Genomic DNA, 20,539 nt, shown 5'->3' with positions numbered 1-20,539 from the left:
AACAATTAATATTTTAAACAATATATCAAACATCAATAACTAGAATACTTGCATCATCCTTCTTTCCATAGATTGGATCAATAGCAGAAGAATTAAATCTCATCTTAATTAACTCTTCAAAAGTCTTATTTTGATTATTTTGATAGAATTCATAAAAGCCATCGCTCATTAAAACAATTTGTTCACTAGTAACATCTATTTGATTAATAATAGCATGGTCTAAAAATCTCTCATCCAACGAACCTATCCAGTACCCACTCGGTTGATTAGATAATTTTCTGATTTTTTGTAAAATAATTTTTTTATTTAAAGCACTATTTGTACCAATTGAATCTTTTATCTCATTTTTTCCTTTTTCAAATAAGTTATCTACTCTATGATCAGTTATTTCCATTTCGTTTACTAGCATGACGCAGTCACCTAGCATCATATACTCCAACTTTTTTTCTGAAAGTTTAGCAAATATAAAAGCAAATGTTGGTAAGCGATAATACTCTGTTAATTCATATGAGTTTAAACCGATTTCATCTTTAACCTCGAGTAAAGCAGTTTCAAATATTTGTTTAAGAGTTTTTGATTCTTTACAATTAACCGACAAACTTTCTGATAAAATATGTACAACTTCTGAGACTGAATAACCTATCTCCTCTTTAGAATTATATAAATCTGTAGCTCCATCAATAATCCAAAAATACTGATTTTGTGAACCTACAGCATCCTCATTTTCTACGGAACTTCCTTGTATCGAACAAATTTTATTTATCTTTACCATAATACTTCAACCCTTTTAGTGTCAAAAGTAAACCAATTCCTGTCACTGTTAAGAATAGTTCCATAATCTTGTTCGAACCAGTCTTTGGTAATTTTTGTTTTACATCTACTATTTCTTTAGATTTATTAATATGATTTTCAGTTTCTATGCCATCTCCAACTATTTTATGGTTCACTTCTTCTATCTTATTATCTTGTTTATTGTCGATCTTGTCATTAATTTGTCTATTATCTTTACTTGAGTTAAACTCTCCTTTCTTCTGGTTACTATCAATTACATTATTTGAATTAGATTGTTTTTCATGCACATATGAACTTGTTTTAAATTTTTCCTCTTTGTTTTTTTCTTTTTCGTTTTTATCACTTAAGTTATTTGTTACAATTTTGTAAAGCCCATTCTCCGTTACAATATTGAAATTACCATCGCTATCACGTATAACTGGTTCTTTCCCATTTGCATTAGATTTGATGAATGATATATACTTACCGGATAAATTATAAAATTGGTTATTTAAAACGGTTATTTTACCCTTTGAATCCTCAATAACAATTCCTTCTTTACCACCGAATATACTATTCTCTGAGACTACTAAATTATCACTAACTCGTAATAATTCAATATTTGGTTGTTCTGTTTCCTTAGAATTATTATTAATTACATTTTTTGTTACAGTAATATCTGATACTTTTCCTAAATATTCTGCACTATCTTTTGCTACTCTAATAGCCTTTGTTTTAGGATCAGAAATATAAAATGTATTTTCAGTAATAACGACTTTCTTATTTAAATCAAGTTCATCTTTTACATTTTTATAACTAAAAGCATTTATTAAGGCTGCACCATTTTCTCTATAATGTACACTTTCTCCTTTTACTTTCTTATCAAATCTATTTCCTTTAATTAAAATATCAGTGAATCCTGTAAAACGTACACCAGAATACATCATGTTATCAAAATGATTATTTAAAATTTTAATATTAGAGGGGTTCTGTGTCGACAATGTTTGATAGTGTGTACCAATTGCTGTTACTAATTCTCCAGATTTATCACTTTTACCAAAATATGAATTTTGAATAGTAACATTTTCAGATTTTTTCCCATCATCATTCAAAGCATAAGGAAAACCTTTTCTAGTCAATGGTTCAATCTGAATACTCTCCTTACTTATAATTTGCCCATCTTTCATAGTTTTAGGTAAAGCTTGACCAAGAAAACGAGAATTATCGACTAATACATTTTTCGAACCTGCAATTTGAATAGCATGCCCTTGATAACTATCCTTGAATGTTACGTTTTTTATAGTTACGTTATTTGAATTCCCAATAGCAAATGCACCTGAAGAATTTATAAGTGGTAGATTTTTTGCTTTAGTTCCTTCTTCATTCAAAGCACCGTTCATATCAATAGTACCACCAGAATAACTAATATCTTCTGTTGGGCCCCATTCTACTTGCGCACCATCATCCGTAAATAAACCTGTCATAAAAACAATAGAAGGGTGATTCTTAATATTTATACCATTTAGAATTGTAGCTTTCTCATTCAATTCTAAGTGTGTATGACTTTTTAAAAAAACAATTTCTTTTACTAAATAAGTTCCTTCAGGAAAATATACATTTCCTCCGCCTAGTCCTTTAGCTGCAGCATCTATTGTATCTTGAATTGCTTGACGATCATCATTAACCCCGTCACCTATTGCTCCATAATCTTTAACATTCAAAGCTACGTGTTCGTTCAGATTAGTACTTAAAATAGTATTCACTTCCATCCCAGAGATGTTACCAATCATAGTATCATTTGTTATATCAGGTTTATTTTGATTAATACTCACTCCTCCATTATTATCAGTACTTAAACTTGAATTGTTATCAAGACTGAGAGTATCAGAATGGGGTTCCGCAGATAATGATGTAGATGTGCTACTCAACAAAGAGTTCATTTGCATATTATCTTTAGACGAAGAAGTTTCACCAACTACTTCATTAGCTAAAACACTTTGTGTTCCAATAAATAAAACCGCTAAGAGAACTGAGCAAACTCCCACCTTAGACTTACGAATAGAGAAAACCTCATTTTGTTGAAAAGATTTCATATTAGCCTCCAATTAAAAATATTATGTCCTAATTTAATATTCATATAAATTCCATACCAGAAAATGACACCGCTGTCATTTTCTTTATAATATATTTTTAAATCAAAATTGTCAAGGAATAACACAATAAAATATCAAAATTGTGAAAGCGTGACCATTTATATATCTAACCATACTTCTAATAATTCTTTAACCTTCCATTCAAAAGTGATTACTATCTTTCTTAGCTTGAACATAAAAATATCCTATTCACTGTATTTAAAGCATGTTGATATCTCGTAAAATACTAATTTATAAATACAAGAACAAATATCTTGTCATGCAAGCATTCACCAGGTATATTTACATGAATATCGTTCATATAGCGAATTGAAATCAAAACAATACAATATATTTCTTAAATAGATTTTCTATAAAAGCTAGATTCAAGCTCTATAAAAATAGACGCAGTTCTTCTAAAATACTGGAATAGGACATATAGATCATTGTAGACACGTGTTTTATAGATTATTTCAAAAGAATGACTAGAACATGAAAAATAGTCTCAAAACTTTGAACAATATTCTGAAAACAAAAAAGAAAGACGCGAGTTTCCACAACCTCATTCGTGGAAACTCGCGTCTTTCAAAAAATAGGGTGAATTGAAAACTAGAACAAGACACTACATTTTCTAAATGATGCCTAATAAAAATTCTAAATGCTACACCAAATTGCTCACATCTCATTTCAAACCATACAGTATATTGAAACTATAAGAGTACACCTTTGCTTCTAAAATATTGCTAGAAATTAATTTGACTATCCTGATTGATTTGTCCTGTTTTTATTTCATTTTACTATAGGACTTTCAATTGAAAACAACAGTTTTACACTCAATTAGACTTTTTAGAAACAGAATCACTATTACTTGACTGTAGTTTGTCATTTTTTTGATGAAGTTAGCACTTTTTCAGAAACTGTTTTGAAAGTCTCAATGATATAGTCCACTTCTTCATCGCTTAATTTAGTGTGAAGAGGGAGCGTAATTTCATTTTCAAAGAAGGCATAGGCTCTTGGATAATCTGCCATATCAAAGCCAAGATTCTTATAAGCTGTCAAGAGCGGAAGTGGCTTGTAATGTACGTTACTTGCAATTCCTGCTTTAGCTAATTCTTGGATGATGAGGTTGCGTTCTTCTAAGCTTGCTCCTTCTACATGAGTAATATAGAGGTGGCGTGAAGATTCGACAGTATCAGTCTTGTGTGCCAATGGATAGATACGAGAACCTGCAAAACCACGATCATAGCGGTCCACGATGTCCTTACGACGTTGCAACAAACTTGGGTAACGGTCCAATTGTACCAAACCAAGTGAAGCCATGATATCGGTCATGTTGCACTTGTAGGCTGGTGTGACGATATCGTATTCCCATGAACCCAGTTGCATCTTGGCAAGAGCATCTTTTGTTTGCCCGTGAAGGGAAAGAATTTGGAATTCCTTGTACATCTCTTCGTCGTCAATCGCTGGATTGGCCTTCCAAGTAGCACTTCCTCCCTCAGCTGTTGTAAAGTTCTTAACAGCATGGAATGAGAAAGAAGTAAAGTCAGCGATAGAACCAGCTGGTTTCCCTTTATAAGTAGATCCCAAAGCATGGGCACTATCAGAGACAATCACAATACGGTTAAAGGCTTTTTGCCACTTGCTTGAAGCGGTAAAGAGATCACGTTTCTTCTCCACAACTTGGAACAAACGGTCATAGTCGCAAACAATCCCCGCAAGCTCAACCGGAATAATCACCTTAGTCTTTTCAGTAATGGCTTGCTCAAGCAAGTCATAGTCCATCTCAAACGTATCTGCTTGGATATCCACCATGACAGGGGTTGCTCCCACGTGAGTGATGACACTACATGAAGCTGTATAGGTCATGGCTGGAACGATGACTTCATCACCAGGTCCCACTTCCAAGACACGCAAAATCAATTCAAGAGCGGCAGTTGCAGAGTTGAGGCAGACAGTCTTTGGCGTCTGTGTATATTGGGACAAGCGACGCTCTAGTTCTTTTGTCTTTGGACCAGTTGTAATCCAACCAGAACGAAGGGTATCCGCTACTTCAGCAATTTCTGCTTCCGTAATATCGGGTGGTGAAAATGGAATATTGTAATTTGGCATTGATTTGCTCCTTTTATCTGTACTCATTTTCTCATGACTACTTTATTTTAGCACTTCAAACACGGTTTGAAACATGATTTTTATGTCTCCAAGGAAACTAAACTCTCGGAGATAGGCGAGATTATAGCACATCTTTTCAGGAAGAACATGCTCTACATAGGCTTGATCAACTGACAGACCTTTTTCGGTCATTTGACTGATGATGGTGTCCTCATCCTTGTAGTTGATGCTGGCTGGAGAGGTAATTCCTGCTGGCAAAAGTAAGGTCGCCATCATTTCAGGGCTATACTGCTCTGTGTAACGTGGCACTTCAGGACGTGTCCCAACAAAAGACATCTCACCTTTAAGGACATTGACCAGCTGAGGCAGTTCGTCCAAACGCACACGGCGGATGAAATTGCCAACCTTGGTAATGCGGCTATCGTTAGCAGAAGTCACCAGACTTCCTTTTTTATCCGCATCCGTTACCATGGTACGGAACTTCCAAATCTTGAACCGACGGTTATACTGGGTCACGCGCTCTTGCTTGTAAATCACTGGCCCCTTGCTATCCAACTTGATCCAAATACTCAAGATGAGAAAGACTGGGGAAGTCAAAATTAGCAAGACCAAAGCCAGAACCCAGTCCAAGCAACGCTTGAAAATCAGCGAACCCTTCCTTTTAGAGACAAGCTGGTAGTAAGACTCAACCTCGCTTGATTTCATTTCCACGGGCAAGTCTTCCCATTTCAGCATGCTGTTTCTCCTTTGTTTCTATTATACTATTTGTCAACATTTTTCATTATACCACAAAATGGAAAAGGCGGTGAAAGAAATCTGTAATTTGAAAGATTTCATTCTCATACTCAATAAAAATCAAAGAGTATTAGGCCATGGCCCCTGCCTGCAAGCTATACATCTTGTGATAGGTTCCTCCCAGAGCCAAGAGTTCCTCATGGGTTCCACTCTCGATAATGCGCCCCTTGTCCAATACGTAGATACAGTTGGCGTCTTGGATAGTCGAAAGGCGGTGGGCGATGGCAATGGTTGTTCGCCCCTGTCTCATCTTAGCCAGAGAAGCTTGAACCAGACTTTCTGTTTCAGAGTCAATATTAGCTGTCGCTTCATCCAAAATCAGGATTTTAGGCTGACTGGCAACAGTTCTGGCAAAAGCAAGAAGCTGGCGTTGACCAGTAGAAAAGCTCGACCCACGTTCGGAAACAGGGGAATCATAGCCCAGAGGAAGTTCTTGAATAAAGGAATCTGCATCCACGAAGGCAGCCGCAGCCTGTACCTGCTCATCACTAATGTCTTGGTACATGGCGATATTAGACTTGATGGTCCCGTGATAGAGGAAGGGATCCTGCAAGACCAGACCGATATTTTTTCTCAGTTCTTCCTGCCTGAAATCCCTGATATCCACCCCATCCAAGAGGACCCGTCCTGACTGAAATTCATAAAAGCGCATGAGGACATTGATAATAGACGATTTCCCTGAACCCGTATGACCTACAAAGGCAATGGTTTCACCCTTGTTAACTGAAAAGGAAATATCATCCAGAATCGGATGTTTGCCATCATATGAGAAACACACATGTTCAAAACGTATATTGCCTTCTTGGATTTTGGCTTGCCCAGCTTTTTGAAGGGGCTCATAGGTCCTCTCATCGATTAAGGCAAAGACACGGCCTGCAGAAACCATGGAAGTTTGAAGGGTTGAGAAGTTTTGCGTTACTTCAATCAAGGTGTCAAAAAGGCGGTTGATGTACTGGATAAAGGCATACATAGTCCCGGCAGTTATTCCCAGATAAAGCCCACGGTAACCAAAATAGGCCATCAAGACAGCATAACCTAAAAGTTTCAGCAAACTCATGGCAGGTCTCAAAAAGAGGGCATCCAAGGCTACAGAACGGTTGGCATAGACCAAGTGTTCTCGGTTGATCTCATCAAATTCCGCCTGCAGGCGCTTCTCTTGATTAAAGGCCTGGATTATTCTGATTCCCTCGATGTTTTCAGCCAGCTTGCTATTGATATCTGACAAGAGACTTCTAGTTTTCTCAATGATTTTCACTGATTTTTTCCGATAGAGATTGACCAAAAGGAGAATCAAGGGGAGAAAGAGTAAGACTAATGCTGTCAAACGAAAATCCAACACCAACATGGTATAAAGAGTTGTCAGAAAGATGAAAACTGCTGAGATAAAGCTGGACAAAATCCCCGAAAACATATCACTGATGGTCTCAGTATCATTGGTCAAACGAGATACAATCGAGCCTGCTGGCGTCTTGTCAAAATAAGATATGCCCAGCTTCTCCATATTGGCAAAGGCATCGCGACGAATATCTCTGACAATACTGTAGGATACCCGCGCAAAGAGAAGATTTCCAACATACTGAACCAGAGTTTGCAGGAGATAAAGACCATAGTAGGCCAGCAAAACGGTCACGGCAAGTTGGTTAAGATTGCTCAGATACTGGTCGATAAAGTGGGAAGCCACGAGGGGAATGACACTTTTGATGACCGTCGTCGCTAGTAGAAAGCTGAGTGCCAAAAAGGTAAGGAGGCCATAGGGCTTGATATAGGACATCAAGCGCTTCAATACAGTCCATTGTTCTTTCTTATTCTGCATCTTCTTCTCCTTTCATTTCCAACTGCTGAGACTGGTAGGTTTGGGCATACCAGCCATCCAGGGCTAGCAAGTCATCATGCCTGCCTCGTTCGATAATCTGTCCATTTTGCATGACTAAAATCAAATCTGCATGGACAACCGCACTGAGGCGATGAGCTGTGATAATGGTTGTCTTGTCCTTGCGCGTCTCCTTGAGATTGTCGATAATCGCATACTCTGTCTTAGCATCCACGGCCGACAAGGAATCATCTAAAATCAAGATATCAGGATCTAAAATCATAGCCCGACTCATGGCCAGACGCTGCTTTTGCCCACCAGAAAGACTGACTCCTTTTTCACCGATAACTGTATCAAATCCTTGAGGCATGTCTACAATGTCTTGGTAAACTTGGGCTAGCTTAGTCGCTTCCTCGACCGTTGAAAGGGGCAAGTTAGGATTGCCAAAGCGGATATTGTCTAAGATTGAAGTCGCAAAGAGAAACTGGTCCTGAGGGACATAGCCCATAAGACTACGAAGGTCTGTCAAACGATAGTCACGAATATCGTGACCATTTAAGTAAATGGCTCCCTTGTCAACATCATACTCACGCAAGAGGAGTTTGATTAGAGATGTTTTCCCAGAGCCTGTTTGTCCAACCAAACCCAGGGTTTGCCCTTTTTCTAAACTAAAGTGAACATTTGTCAGTGTTTCCTCATTTTCAAAGGCAAAGCTATCAATGGCATACTGCAAGCGCCCATTTTCAATACTGTCTAGAGGAAACTCAGGGTCTTGTACGGGTGATTCCTGAGACAAAAGATCTTCAATCCGCTGGTAGGAAACCTTCCCTCGCTGGGTAATATTAAAGAGGAAGCCGATGGCCATAAGAGGCCAAACCAGCATATCCAAGTAGCTGATAAAGGTAACCAGATTCCCAACCGTAATCTGCCCTTCCTGAACCATCAAGGAGCCAACCAAGAGCGTTAAAACATAGGAGGAACCAACAAATAAGAGAACCATGGGGTCAAAGAGACTATCGTATTTCATGGTTTGGAGGTTCTTTTGGAAGGTCAATTCATTGACTGCCTGGAAAGACTTCAACTCGTCCGCCTGATACCCGAAAGACTTGGTCACTTTAATACCCGATACAGACTCCTGCACCTTGTTATTGAGTTCAGAAAAGGCAGCCTGTGATTCGCCAAAAGCCTTGTGGGTCTTTCTACCTAGACGACTGGTCGCATAAGCCATGAAAGGTAAGGGTAAAATGGCAACCAAGGTCATTTGCCACGAAATGCTAAAGAGCATGGTCAGCAAGGTCACTAAAGCCGTGATAGAGGCATCCACCGCAGACATAACCCCTCCCCCTGCGAGACGGGTTAAGGCATTGATATCGTTGGTGGCATGCGCCATCAAGTCCCCCGTCCGATAGGTTTGATAAAAAGCTGGAGGCATTTTTGTGAAATGCTCAAACAAGCGAGAGCGCATAATCTGCCCCAGACGATAGGAAGTCCCAAGGATATACATGCGCCACACATAGCGCAGATAGTACATCCCAAAGGCCGCAAGTAACAGGTAAAATAGGTCAAGAAGGAGGTCCTGCTGGGTTAATTGTCTCGATGTAATGGCATCAATGACCCGCCCCATGACCATAGGGGGAATGAGATTGAGGACGGAAACCAAGACCAGGGCCACAATTCCGACTAGATAACGGCGTTTTTCTAACTTGAAAAACCACCAAAGTTTTTGAATAATGGACATAAAATCCCTTTCTGATTGCAAATGGAAACCTGAGGCCAAGACCCCAGGTTTTTCTTATTCATAGGTTACAACTGTGACGACACCCTTGTCATACTCAGCGATAAAGATATTAGCTACATTGTCATGCCCTTGTTTGCTGAGGTTATCAAGCAACCACTCTTCGCTACGACCAATCGATTCCAAAACATCTACTTGGATCACACCGTCAGTCACAACTGGATACTTAGGATTTTCATCTCCCATTTGGACCACGATGAGTTGGCCATTTTGCTCTTGCACAGCTCGTTTGACTTGTTTCATCTGGAAAATCCCTTGACTACGAAGTTTGAGGGCTACATCCGATGCAGACAAACCAACTGAACGGCAGGCTTCTGGGTCAATCTTCCCATTTTTGATGAGGAGAGTTGGTTTCCCATCGATCAAGCGTTTCACAAAACGAACATTGTTATTAAGCCACTTGAGGGTCAAGACCAAAATCGTCCACATCATCAGAATCACTGCGTACTGCAGAATACTAATTGAACTATTGTAAATCACCCCACCGATGATACCACCAAGAACATAGTTCTGAATTTGGTCTGTCGCAGAGTTAGGTGCCAAGTTCCCCTTTCCTGTCACATTGATAACAAAAACAAGCGAGAAGAGCCCCAGGGCCAATTTGATTAAAATTTCCATATAATTGAGTGTCATTTGTTTACCTCCACCAATTCAATAGCGTCTGTTTGATGCAATTCTAATTTCTCTAAAAGATACTTGTCTGGTTCGCTCCCGTTCATGGCACGGTAGACATCTGAACCTACCTTGACAAGCGCTCCATCAGTAGCAACTGAAGTATTGACGTAAACTTCTGATTTATCCACTCCCAAGTCTTTGGAAACAACCTCTATGAAATGAAGTGAAGTTTGAAATTGGTTGTTAGAGGCTTGATTGGTCTGGTATTTCGAAATCGTCACCAAAAGCATGGCTACTAAAGTCAAGGCCAAAATCATGACCAATTCCCGAAACTTAGTCCCTTTTTTATCTCGATAAGCCTTAAAAGCAAAAAATCCTGTGATAGCTAGGAGCACAATCCCAAAGCCAATCATGATGCCATTTTGCTGACTGATTTGGCTAAGGACATAGTCATATGAGTAAAATTTCATTTATTTTCACTCCCTTTCATAAAATCATTCTTCATTATAAACGAAAGAGAGTGATTTTTCAAACCATACGTTGGGGAAATAGACCTTTTTTTGGTATAATAAAATCTATAATCTGAATGAAAAAGGTAACTTTATGAAACTCATCTCATGGAATATTGATTCCCTCAATGCAGCCCTAACTAGTGACTCAGCTCGCGCAAAATTGTCCCAAGAAGTCCTACAAACCTTGGTCGCTGAAAATGCTGATATCATCGCTATCCAAGAAACCAAGCTTTCTGCCAAGGGTCCTACTAAAAAACATTTGGAAATTTTAGAAGAACTCTTCCCAGACTACGAAAACACGTGGCGCTCTTCCCAAGAACCTGCCCGCAAAGGCTATGCTGGAACCATGTTCCTTTATAAGAAAGAACTCACACCAACTATCAGCTTCCCAGAAATCGGTGCTCCTTCTACCATGGACTTGGAAGGCCGCATCATCACCTTGGAATTTGATAAATTTTTCGTGACCCAAGTTTACACTCCAAACGCTGGCGACGGCCTCAAACGCTTGGAAGAACGTCAAGTCTGGGATGTCAAATATGCTGAATACTTGGCTGAACTAGACAAAGAAAAACCAGTCCTTGCGACTGGTGACTACAATGTGGCCCACAATGAGATCGACCTTGCAAATCCTGCTAGCAACCGCCGTTCACCAGGATTTACCGACGAGGAGCGTGCTGGATTTACCAACCTTTTGGCAACTGGATTTACTGATACCTTCCGTCATGTTCACGGCGATGTCCCAGAACGTTACACTTGGTGGGCACAGCGCAGCAAGACTTCTAAAATCAACAATACAGGCTGGAGAATCGACTACTGGCTGACAAGCAACCGCGTGGCTGACAAGGTGACTAAGTCTGATATGATTGACTCTGGTGCGCGCCAAGACCACACACCCATTGTCATGGAGATTGAGCTCTAAGGAGAAAGCTAATGGACTATCAAGCTGTCATTCCTGAATTTGTAGTATCTGACCTCGAAAAGTCACGCCACTTCTACTGCGACTTGCTGGGATTTTCTGTCGAATACGAGCGTCCAGAGGAGAAATTTCTCTTCCTCTCGCTTGAAGACTGCCAACTTATGCTAGAAGAAGGCAGCACAGAAGAATTAGCTCAGCTGACCTATCCTTTCGGACGCGGTGTCAATATTTCCTTTGGCATTGCAGATGTTCCTCAGCTCCACCAAAAACTGCTGGATGCTGACTATCCTATCCATCGTCCGCTGACCAAAAGAGAATTTCGAGTGGGAGATAGCTTTATTTACCCTCACGAATTTGCAGTTTTGGATCCAGATGGCTATTTTTTAAGATTTAGCGAATAGAGAATAGAAAAAATCTTTCAAATCAGAAAAAGGCATATTGTCAGGTCTTGAAGAATCTTGATAATATGTCTTTTATGATGGAAAATACTTCTAAATGTTAGCCTATAATTAAGAATTTGTCCATTTTTCTTCAAATTGTTCGTTTTTTATTTCAAAACACTGACAAAACATTTGATTTCTAAAGTTATTTAGTGTAAAATAAAAACATTGGCTCAAGCCTATTTAAAATTGAATATCGTTTTACTTGTTTATGTCGTGAATTGGCACGACGTTTCTACAAGGTGCCGGAACACCTAACAATAAGTAAGTCAGCTTGAGGGGATGGTCTTTTTTGCCATGCCTATTTTGGGGACTTGCTTAGAGATTAAGTAGGTCTTTTTTTCTATCAGTTTTACTGGATAGAAATCTGAAACAAGGAAATTTATTGGCTTTTAGACTTTAGGAGGTCTTATGAAATTATTAGAAGAGCGCATCCTCAAGGATGGGCATATCTTGGGTGATAACATCCTAAAGGTGGATTCCTTTTTAACCCACCAAGTTGACTTTAGCTTGATGCGAGAGATTGGTAAGATTTTTGCGGAAAAATTCGCTACTGCTGGCATTACCAAGGTCGTAACCATTGAAGCGTCAGGTATTGCCCCAGCTATTTTTACAGCTGAAGCCTTAAACGTTCCCATGATTTTCGCAAAGAAAGCTAAAAACATCACCATGAACGAAGGCATCTTAACTGCTGAGGTTTACTCCTTTACGAAGCAGGTGACCAGCACGGTTTCCATCGCTGGAAAATTCCTCTCACCCGAGGACAAGGTCTTGATTATTGACGATTTCCTTGCTAACGGCCAAGCAGCTAAAGGTTTGATTCAAATCATCGAACAAGCCGGTGCTAGAGTCGAAGCTATCGGTATCGTGATTGAAAAATCCTTCCAAGATGGTCGTGATTTGCTTGAAAAAGCAGGTTACCCCGTCCTATCACTTGCTCGTTTGGATCGTTTTGAAAATGGTCAGGTCGTATTTAAGGAGGCAGATCTCTAATGCAAACTCAAGAAAAACACTCGCAAGCAGCCATTCTTGGCTTGCAGCACTTACTAGCCATGTACTCAGGATCTATCCTAGTTCCCATCATGATTGCGACAGCACTTGGCTATTCAGCTGAGCAGTTGACCTACCTGATTTCTACAGATATCTTCATGTGTGGGGTAGCAACCTTCCTCCAACTCCAACTCAACAAATACTTTGGGATTGGACTCCCAGTCGTTCTTGGAGTTGCCTTCCAGTCGGTAGCTCCCTTGATTATGATTGGGCAAAGCCATGGAAGTGGCGCTATGTTTGGTGCCCTTATTGCATCAGGGATTTACGTGGTTCTTGTTTCAGGCATCTTCTCAAAAGTGGCCAATCTCTTCCCATCTATCGTAACAGGTTCTGTAATTACCACGATTGGTTTAACCTTGATTCCTGTCGCTATTGGAAATATGGGAAATAACGTTCCAGAGCCAACTGGTCAAAGTCTCTTGCTTGCAGCTATCACTGTTCTGATTATCCTCTTGATTAACATCTTTACCAAAGGATTTATCAAGTCTATCTCCATTTTGATTGGTCTAGTTGTCGGAACTGCCATCGCTGCTAGCATGGGCTTGGTTGATTTCTCTCCTGTTGCGGCAGCACCGCTTGTCCATGTCCCAACTCCTCTCTACTTTGGGATGCCAACCTTTGAAATCTCATCTATTGTCATGATGTGTATCATCGCAACGGTGTCTATGGTTGAGTCAACAGGTGTTTACCTAGCCTTGTCTGATATCACGAAAGATCCAATCGACAGCACGCGCCTGCGTAACGGTTACCGTGCAGAAGGTTTGGCCGTACTTCTCGGAGGAATCTTTAACACCTTCCCTTACACAGGATTTTCACAAAATGTCGGTTTGGTTAAATTATCAGGTATCAAGAAACGCCTGCCAATCTACTACGCAGCTGGTTTCCTGGTTCTCCTTGGACTCCTTCCTAAGTTTGGCGCCCTTGCCCAAATCATTCCGAGTCCTGTCCTCGGTGGTGCCATGCTGGTGATGTTTGGTTTTGTATCGATTCAAGGGATGCAAATCCTCGCCCGTGTTGACTTTGCTAACAATGAACATAACTTCCTCATCGCAGCGGTATCCATCGCTGCAGGTGTAGGTCTAAACAATAGTAATCTTTTTGTCAGCATGCCGACAGCCTTCCAAATGTTCTTCTCAAACGGAATTGTCGTAGCTAGCCTACTCGCTATTGTCCTCAATGCCGTATTAAATCATAAAAAGAGATAAGAAAAAGAGGTGCGAGCCTCTTTTTTGTTTATCTATATCCTTACCTGTCTATCTTCTGACCGCTGGCCTGTGACAAACATGGTAAAGGTTGCCTTGCAGACATTTCTGCCCTCTTGATTGGTAATATCGACATCCACTACGCAGGTTGTGCGACCTTGATGGACACATTTTCCTTTAATGGTCAGCACATCGTCAAGTTTTCCTGCTTTGAGGTAGTTGATAGAAGATTGGAGTGTCACCCCATCAAGCCCCAGCGAGATAACCACCAAACCACTGATTTGGTCACAGAGTGTGAAAAGATAGCCACCATGGGCATTGCCATAGTAGTTGAGCGACGAGTCCACTACTTTGGTCGTCACCACAACGTGACCATCTCTCATTTGTTCAATTTCGTAATTTTCAAAGGCAGATATAGCGTCAAAATGAAAATCTTTCATCGTTTCCTCCTGATATTTCAAACGACACTATGATACTACTTTTTATAGGACTGTGCAAGGAGAAAGCTCCTAGTCTGGTAAAATTCCGACCTGTTCTACAAAGCGCATAAAGGCTGTCTGCCCTTGTTCTGTCTGCTTGTAGACTCCTGCATCCTCAAGTACACGCGCAAAGATAGTACCCACAGAGTCCTTGACGATTTCAAGGGCTTTTTCTTTATCTGTTAGGTCTGGATGTTGGACTTTGAGTTGGTCTGCCCATTTCTGATGATAATCAGCAACTGTATCACCATCTCCCACGAGATAGCTAGCGACTTGCTCCACTTCTGCTTTCAGACGTGGTGGCAAGATTGCCAAGCCCATGACCTCAATCAAGCCGATATTTTCCTTCTTGATATGTTGAACATCCTTGTGAGGATGATAGATGCCATCAGGATGTTCTGCAGAAGTCTGATTGTCTCTCAAGACTAAGTCTAACTCAAACTGTCCATCACGCTTGCGCGCTATAGGTGTGATGGTGTGATGCGGTGTCCCGTCTGTTTCTGCCAAAATCTGCACACTAGGATCTGAATACTGACGCCATTCCTGCAAAATCTTATCAGCCAAGTTGATCAAATCCTCTTTGGAATCCGACGTCAAGCGTAGAACAGACATGGGCCACTTGACAATGCCAACCTTGACCTGCTCAAAACCAGCAAATCGGAAGGCCTTTTGCAAGGGAGCCAATTCCATAGGAAATACGTGACGGCCTCCCTGATAATGATCATGAGTTAGAATAGAGCCCCCCACAATCGGCAAGTCGGCATTAGAGCCCGCAAAATAGCATGGAAACTGCTCTACGATAGCCAGCAGACGCTCAAAACTCTGACGACTAATGGCCATGGGACGATGCTGGCCATCTAAGAAAATACAATGCTCATTAAAGTAAGCATAAGGCGAATACTGGAACCCCCACTCCTGACCAGCCATTTCAAATCGGATAATACGATGATTGCTGCGAGCAGGATGATTAACCCGGCCATGGTAGCCTTCATTTTCAATACAAAGCTGACACTGAGGATAATTGCTAGCTTGCACCAACTTGGCTGCCGCAATCTCTTTCGGATCCTTTTCAGGCTTAGAGAGATTGATGGTAATTTCAAGTTCACCGTAATCAGATGGAACACGATAAGCAATATTTTTAGCAATGGCCTTTAGCTTGATGTAGTCATTTTTCTGGCTAAGTTGGTAAAAGTCTGCAATTGCCTGCTCAGGAGAGTGGGCATAGGTTGTCCAAAAATCACGATTAACCTGACTTGGACAAGGGGTCACCAAGTCCATCAGTTCAGCACCAAGGATTTCACGCGCAGTCTGACTATCCTCAATCGTCTCTAATCGAACGGCTTCCTCAACCAGCTGGTCCTTGAGGTCAATCACTTTATCCAGATCCGTCTCAACTTCCAAAACACCATCTCCCACTCGTGCTAAAACACGGTTGGTCAGGTAGATGCGATCCATTTCCTCAAATGAACTTTCAGAAATGACATGTGTTACAAATTTATCTACTAAGGTCACTATAGAGCCTCCTTTTGACTAGTCAAGGACGCGAGTGCCACCTGCAACTTCAGCGATATAGAAGCTTGGAGCGTAGCCAACTATTTCCTCGTAGTGTTTGCCAACAGCTTCCTTAAAGGCATCAACAGCATCTTTTTGCACCAAAGCAATGGCACAGCCTCCAAAACCTGCTCCTGTCATACGAGCACCGAGAACACCTTCTTGTGCCCAAGCTGTATGAACAAGGGTATCCAATTCCAAACCAGTTACTTCATAATCATGCTCAAGAGAAACGTGTGACGCATTCATCAAACGACCAAATGTTTTCAAATCTCCTGCTTGAAGGGCTGCTTGCGCTTTAAGGGTACGTTGGTTTTCAAGCACAGCATGGCGAGCACGTTTCAAACGATTTTCATCTTTAATCAGATAGCTGTATTGGTCAAAGGCCCACTCATCCAATTCACCCAAGGTCTGAATATCTAAAGCTGCTTGCAATTCTTCCACTGCTTTTTCACACTCAGCACGACGTTCATTGTATTTAGAGTCCGCCAATTCACGACGTTTGTTGGTGTTCATGATAACAACGACATTGTCCTTCAAATCAAGTGGTACCAAATCATACTCTAAGGTGTTGGTATCAAGGTAAATAGCACGTTGATCTGCACCCATACCGATAGCAAACTGGTCCATGATACCAGAGTTGACTCCGATAAAGTTATTTTCTGTTTGTTTTCCGATTTTAACCAAATCGAGACGCTCTAATTTTAAATCAAAGAGATGCTCTGCCACGACTCCTGTCAAAAGTTCCAAGGATGCTGATGAAGACAAGCCAGCACCATTTGGGATATTCCCATAAACATAAAAATCAAAACCTTTATCAATCACGTGCCCAGCTTCTTGCAAGAAATGAAGAACCCCTTTTGGATAGTTAGTCCAGCTGTGCTCTTTTTCAAACTTGAGGTCAGCGAGAGGCACCTCGATAATGCCCTTGTCCTCAAAGTTAGCTGAGTAGAAACGTAAAATTTGGTCGTCACGCTTGCGAGCTGCACCGTAAGTTCCCAAGGAAATAGCAGCTGGAAAAACGTGCCCACCGTTGTAGTCCGTGTGTTCACCAATCAGATTGATACGGCCTGGTGAAAAGAAGGTTTGGTCTGCTTCTTGACCAAAAACAGCAAGAAAGTCTTTACGAAGTGCTTCTGCAGTAAGATGTTGTGTCATATGAATTCTCCTTTGACTGTCCGTTAAGTCACCTTAACGTGTAATCGTTTTCTTCTATTGTATCCAAGGGATTTCCCAAGGTCAATCCTTTTTACTAAAATTTTACTAAACTATCGGTAAAAAGCAGAAAAATATGATATACTAACCTAAAAGAAGGAGGATTTATGGCTACCTTAAAAGACATTGCTCAGTTAGCCTCTGTCTCTATCGCGACCGTATCCCGTGTCCTCAATCGCGACCAGAGCCTATCTGTTACAGAAGAAACCAGACACCGTATTTTAACTGTTGCTGAAGAGTTGGGTTACACCAAGCACCTCAAAACAGGCGAGTCCCATAAACCCAAGCAAAAGATTGCCATTATTCAATGGATCAGCGAACAAGGGGAGCTGGACGACCTCTACTACTACCAGATTCGCCTAGGCATAGAAAAAAGAGCCCAAGAACTGGACTATGATATCTTGCGCTATTTTAATGACCATCCTTTTACATTAAGCGAGGAGGTAATTGGGATTCTCTGCATCGGAAAGTTTAGTCGAGCTCAGATTTCTGCCTTTGAAGAATACCAAAAACCTCTTGTCTTTCTAGACAGCGATACACTTTCCCTAGGACATACCTGCATTATCACGGACTTTTACACTGCCATGAAACAGGTTGTCGATTATTTTCTCAGCCAAGGAATGGACCGTATCGGAATTTTAACCGGCCTTGAGGAAACAACTGACCAAGAAGAAATCATTCAGGACAAGCGACTTGAAAATTTTAAGAACTACAGTCAAACAAAAGGAATCTATCATGATGAACTGGTCTTTCAAGGAAGCTTTACTGCCCAGTCTGGCTATGACTTGATGAAGGAAGCCATTCAGAGCTTGGGAGACCAACTCCCACCAGCATTTTTTGCTGCCAGTGATAGTTTAGCCATCGGTGCCCTCCGTGCGCTCCAAGAAACTGGAATCAGCCTGCCAGACCGCGTCAGTCTTATTTCCTTTAACGACACCAGCCTGACCAAACAGGTCTATCCACCCCTCTCTAGCATCACCGTCTATACCGAGGAAATGGGCCGAGCAGGTATGGATATTCTTAACAAGGAAGTACTCCACGGTCGGAAAATACCTAGCCTGACCATGCTGGGAACCAGACTGACCTTGAGAGAGAGTACAAGGAATGATTAAGATATTAGAATCTAGGCAAAAACTAAATTTCAAGATAAAATGAAGTAAATATCCTCACAATAAAACGCATAGTATCATATTTTCAATGCCTGATACTATGCGCTTTTTACTTTTAAAGACTTTCCCCCAACCTCTTTTCTAATGTTGATGCCCATGAGGTTGCTCTAAGGCTGTTACCTTTCGCTTATGTTGCGCATGATTGCTTTGACTGGTGTCCACTTCGATGGTAATATTCTGAATTCCTCTTTCTTCTAAGAGCTGACGTACTTGATTCTTTGTTTCCGTCATCTGCCCCCAATCCTCTAAACAAAGATGGATAATGGCATTATTTTCCAGACCATCCATGGACCAAATGCTAAGTTGATTGACACTTTTGACATTAGTCAGAGCATCCAAATTCTTCTCCAAATCACCAGTCTCTACTCCTTCTGGCACAGCGTCCAAGAAAATCTTGAGCGCGCTCCAAAAGCGAGGAATGGCTTTTGTTAGAATGAAGATGGAAATGACAAGAGATAAGAGCGGATCAAGGATATACCAATCTGTAAATCGGAGGATAATCGCCACTAGAATGACAGCCAACCAACCAAGTGTATCTTCAAAAAAGTGCAGGCTGAGAATTGACTCGTTCTTTGTCTTTCCCTTACGAACTACTAGACTAGCTAGCACATTGATACTGACTGCAATAATTCCTAGCCAGAGGATACCTTCATCATTGACGGGCTGTGGATTAAAAAGTTTAGTTATATTTTCCAAAATCACTAGGATGGATCCTGTGATAAGAATCACAGCAGTCACTAGTGCTCCTAAAAGACTAAATCGCTTGTAACCCAAGGTGTACTGCCTATCTTCTTCTCTATTTGAGATTGTTTCTAAAAAGGCCGATATGCCAATAGCTATAGCATCTCCCAAGTCATGGACAGAATCAGCAATAACAGCACTCGAACCAAAGATTCCTCCTGCGATAAACTCAACAATAGCATAGCTTAAATTTAAGAAAAAAGCTACCCAAACAGTATATTTTGCCTTCATCTTTCTCATTCCTTTGTTATAATAGATTTATGAACATCTTGTTCATTATCATTATCCGCTAAAACTCAAAGAAAGGATAGAAGCAAAACGTCAACTTTATTCAGTTCTGAACAATTTGCCTCAAGTGTCCACATGACGAACATTGACCGCCGTATCAGCAAAACAAAAAAAGCCATCTATCAAGCTTTTCTACAACTCTTGAACGAGAAGGGCTACGAATCCACTACAGTTCAGGATATCATTGACCTCGCAGATGTGGGACGTTCCACCTTTTACTGTCACTATGAGAGCAAGGAACTACTTCTGGACGAACTTTGTCGCTACCTCTTCCATCACCTCTTTGAAAGAGAGCAATCCATTTCAACCGAGGACTACCTCGCCCACCTCTTTCTCCATTTTCAGAAAAACCAAGACCATATCACCAGTCTGCTATTTTCCAAAAATGACTACTTCCTCCGTCAACTCCAGAGAGAGTTAGAACACCATGTCTATTCCGTGATGGCTGATGATTTAAGAGAAGCTCACCCGAGTTTGCCTACTTCTTACCTCCAACACTTAGTCGTGTCCAACTTTATCGAGACATTGACCTGGTGGCTCAAAAAAGGACAAGACTTCACAGACCAGGAAGTTGTCCAATTTTATCTAGACCTTCTCATTCCTAAAAATTGAATATAGATTAGAGCTCAGTTACCTTATTTCTAGGCTACTGAGTTTTTTATCTTTGTTAGGTAAATCCGTATTCTGCTTAGCAGCCTTGCTCCATTGATACCAACTAACTAGACTGTTAATGAGATAAATTAGATATTTCCCTTGAATTTGCAGGCTTTCTCCCCACAAGAGATAGATTGAAAAGACATTGGTAGCTGCCCAGAATATCCACTGTTCACGGTAAACGGCTGTCATGAGGATTTGCCCTACCCCATTGAATGGGAACAGCGTAAGTTGGGAGACGAATTTCGAATAGTGATGGGACAGTCTCCTAATTCAGAAAATTATACTGATGATC

At 40.8% G+C, this 20,539-nt stretch carries 18 protein-coding genes, 1 pseudogene and 1 riboswitch; of the genes and pseudogenes, 6 read left to right on the top strand and 13 right to left on the bottom strand.

Features of this window, described 5'->3' with window-relative positions:
* Nucleotides 1-25: 25 nt before the first annotated feature.
* The 8 genes from N8L39_RS05415 to N8L39_RS05380 all read right to left on the bottom strand — a co-directional run bounded on the left by N8L39_RS05415 (nt 26) and on the right by N8L39_RS05380 (nt 10,497).
* Nucleotides 26-772 (bottom strand): protein phosphatase 2C domain-containing protein, encoded by a 747-nt coding sequence (locus N8L39_RS05415; protein WP_023941555.1) that lies wholly within the window; start codon nt 770-772, stop codon nt 26-28.
* Nucleotides 756-2,864 (bottom strand): glycosyl hydrolase family 28-related protein, encoded by a 2,109-nt coding sequence (locus tag N8L39_RS05410; RefSeq protein ID WP_261010388.1) that lies wholly within the window; start codon nt 2,862-2,864, stop codon nt 756-758. Before N8L39_RS05410 ends, N8L39_RS05415 begins: the two co-directional genes overlap by 17 nt.
* A gap of 921 nt (nt 2,865-3,785) precedes the next feature.
* Complete coding sequence (locus N8L39_RS05405; RefSeq protein WP_261010389.1) at nt 3,786-5,012, bottom strand: DegT/DnrJ/EryC1/StrS family aminotransferase; 1,227 nt, start codon at nt 5,010-5,012, stop codon at nt 3,786-3,788.
* Between the two features lie 42 nt (nt 5,013-5,054).
* Entirely contained in the window at nt 5,055-5,747 is a 693-nt protein-coding gene (locus N8L39_RS05400) for a sugar transferase (protein WP_261010390.1), read from the bottom strand.
* Nucleotides 5,748-5,877: 130 nt separating this feature from the next.
* Entirely contained in the window at nt 5,878-7,620 is a 1,743-nt protein-coding gene (locus N8L39_RS05395; protein WP_261010391.1) for an ABC transporter ATP-binding protein, read from the bottom strand.
* The gene (locus tag N8L39_RS05390) at nt 7,610-9,355 is read right to left on the bottom strand and encodes an ABC transporter ATP-binding protein (protein WP_261010392.1); all 1,746 of its coding nucleotides are present in this window, start codon (nt 9,353-9,355) and stop codon (nt 7,610-7,612) included. The genes N8L39_RS05395 and N8L39_RS05390 overlap by 11 nt, the downstream gene beginning before the upstream one ends.
* Before the next feature lie 54 nt (nt 9,356-9,409).
* Nucleotides 9,410-10,045, bottom strand: a complete 636-nt coding sequence (locus tag N8L39_RS05385) for a DUF421 domain-containing protein (protein WP_261039319.1) — start codon at nt 10,043-10,045, stop codon at nt 9,410-9,412.
* Complete coding sequence (locus N8L39_RS05380; RefSeq protein ID WP_261010394.1) at nt 10,042-10,497, bottom strand: DUF3290 family protein; 456 nt, start codon at nt 10,495-10,497, stop codon at nt 10,042-10,044. The genes N8L39_RS05385 and N8L39_RS05380 overlap by 4 nt, the downstream gene beginning before the upstream one ends.
* 133 nt (nt 10,498-10,630) lie before the next feature.
* Between N8L39_RS05380 and N8L39_RS05375 the strand changes: the two genes are divergently transcribed.
* The 4 genes from N8L39_RS05375 to N8L39_RS05360 all read left to right on the top strand — a co-directional run bounded on the left by N8L39_RS05375 (nt 10,631) and on the right by N8L39_RS05360 (nt 14,150).
* Nucleotides 10,631-11,458: an exodeoxyribonuclease III gene (locus N8L39_RS05375; protein ID WP_261010395.1), complete on the top strand. Its 828-nt coding sequence runs from the start codon at nt 10,631-10,633 to the stop codon at nt 11,456-11,458.
* An 11-nt stretch (nt 11,459-11,469) separates the two neighbouring features.
* Complete coding sequence (locus tag N8L39_RS05370) at nt 11,470-11,856, top strand: bleomycin resistance protein (protein ID WP_261010396.1); 387 nt, start codon at nt 11,470-11,472, stop codon at nt 11,854-11,856.
* A gap of 224 nt (nt 11,857-12,080) precedes the next feature.
* Nucleotides 12,081-12,176: riboswitch (purine riboswitch) on the top strand.
* 130 nt (nt 12,177-12,306) lie between these two features.
* Nucleotides 12,307-12,888, top strand: a complete 582-nt coding sequence (locus N8L39_RS05365; RefSeq protein ID WP_261010397.1) for a xanthine phosphoribosyltransferase — start codon at nt 12,307-12,309, stop codon at nt 12,886-12,888.
* Nucleotides 12,888-14,150 carry a nucleobase:cation symporter-2 family protein gene (locus N8L39_RS05360; protein WP_261010398.1) on the top strand — a complete coding sequence of 421 codons (1,263 nt, stop codon included), beginning with the start codon at nt 12,888-12,890 and terminating at the stop codon, nt 14,148-14,150. Before N8L39_RS05365 ends, N8L39_RS05360 begins: the two co-directional genes overlap by 1 nt.
* 32 nt (nt 14,151-14,182) lie before the next feature.
* Here N8L39_RS05360 and N8L39_RS05355 read toward each other — a convergent pair whose 3' ends face one another.
* From N8L39_RS05355 to N8L39_RS05345, 3 genes are all read right to left on the bottom strand, one after another.
* Nucleotides 14,183-14,587 carry a PaaI family thioesterase gene (locus N8L39_RS05355; RefSeq protein ID WP_261010399.1) on the bottom strand — a complete coding sequence of 135 codons (405 nt, stop codon included), beginning with the start codon at nt 14,585-14,587 and terminating at the stop codon, nt 14,183-14,185.
* A 69-nt stretch (nt 14,588-14,656) separates the two neighbouring features.
* The gene (locus tag N8L39_RS05350) at nt 14,657-16,138 is read right to left on the bottom strand and encodes a UDP-glucose--hexose-1-phosphate uridylyltransferase (protein ID WP_261010400.1); all 1,482 of its coding nucleotides are present in this window, start codon (nt 16,136-16,138) and stop codon (nt 14,657-14,659) included.
* Between the two features lie 18 nt (nt 16,139-16,156).
* Nucleotides 16,157-17,335 (bottom strand): galactokinase, encoded by a 1,179-nt coding sequence (locus N8L39_RS05345; protein WP_261010401.1) that lies wholly within the window; start codon nt 17,333-17,335, stop codon nt 16,157-16,159.
* A 164-nt stretch (nt 17,336-17,499) separates the two neighbouring features.
* Between N8L39_RS05345 and galR the strand changes: the two genes are divergently transcribed.
* On the top strand, nt 17,500-18,504 hold the full coding sequence (gene galR / locus N8L39_RS05340) for a DNA-binding transcriptional regulator GalR (protein WP_261010402.1): 1,005 nt from the start codon (nt 17,500-17,502) through the stop codon (nt 18,502-18,504).
* A gap of 138 nt (nt 18,505-18,642) precedes the next feature.
* On the opposite strand, the gene N8L39_RS05335 is transcribed toward galR, so the two are convergent.
* Nucleotides 18,643-19,533, bottom strand: a complete 891-nt coding sequence (locus N8L39_RS05335; RefSeq protein WP_261010403.1) for a cation diffusion facilitator family transporter — start codon at nt 19,531-19,533, stop codon at nt 18,643-18,645.
* A 132-nt stretch (nt 19,534-19,665) separates the two neighbouring features.
* Between N8L39_RS05335 and N8L39_RS05330 the strand changes: the two genes are divergently transcribed.
* Nucleotides 19,666-20,202, top strand: a complete 537-nt coding sequence (locus tag N8L39_RS05330) for a TetR/AcrR family transcriptional regulator (RefSeq protein WP_261010404.1) — start codon at nt 19,666-19,668, stop codon at nt 20,200-20,202.
* An 18-nt stretch (nt 20,203-20,220) separates the two neighbouring features.
* On the opposite strand, the pseudogene pnuC reads toward N8L39_RS05330, so the two are convergent.
* Nucleotides 20,221-20,457, bottom strand: a pseudogene (pnuC, locus tag N8L39_RS05325) (nicotinamide riboside transporter PnuC); the annotation flags it as partial.
* Nucleotides 20,458-20,539 lie beyond the last annotated feature (82 nt).

It is taken from the genome of Streptococcus mitis (assembly GCF_946190285.1).
Taxonomy (GTDB): Bacteria; Bacillota; Bacilli; order Lactobacillales; family Streptococcaceae; genus Streptococcus; species Streptococcus mitis_CP.
Note: the sequence above shows the minus strand (reverse complement) of the source record. Positions and strands in the feature narration are given on the sequence as shown.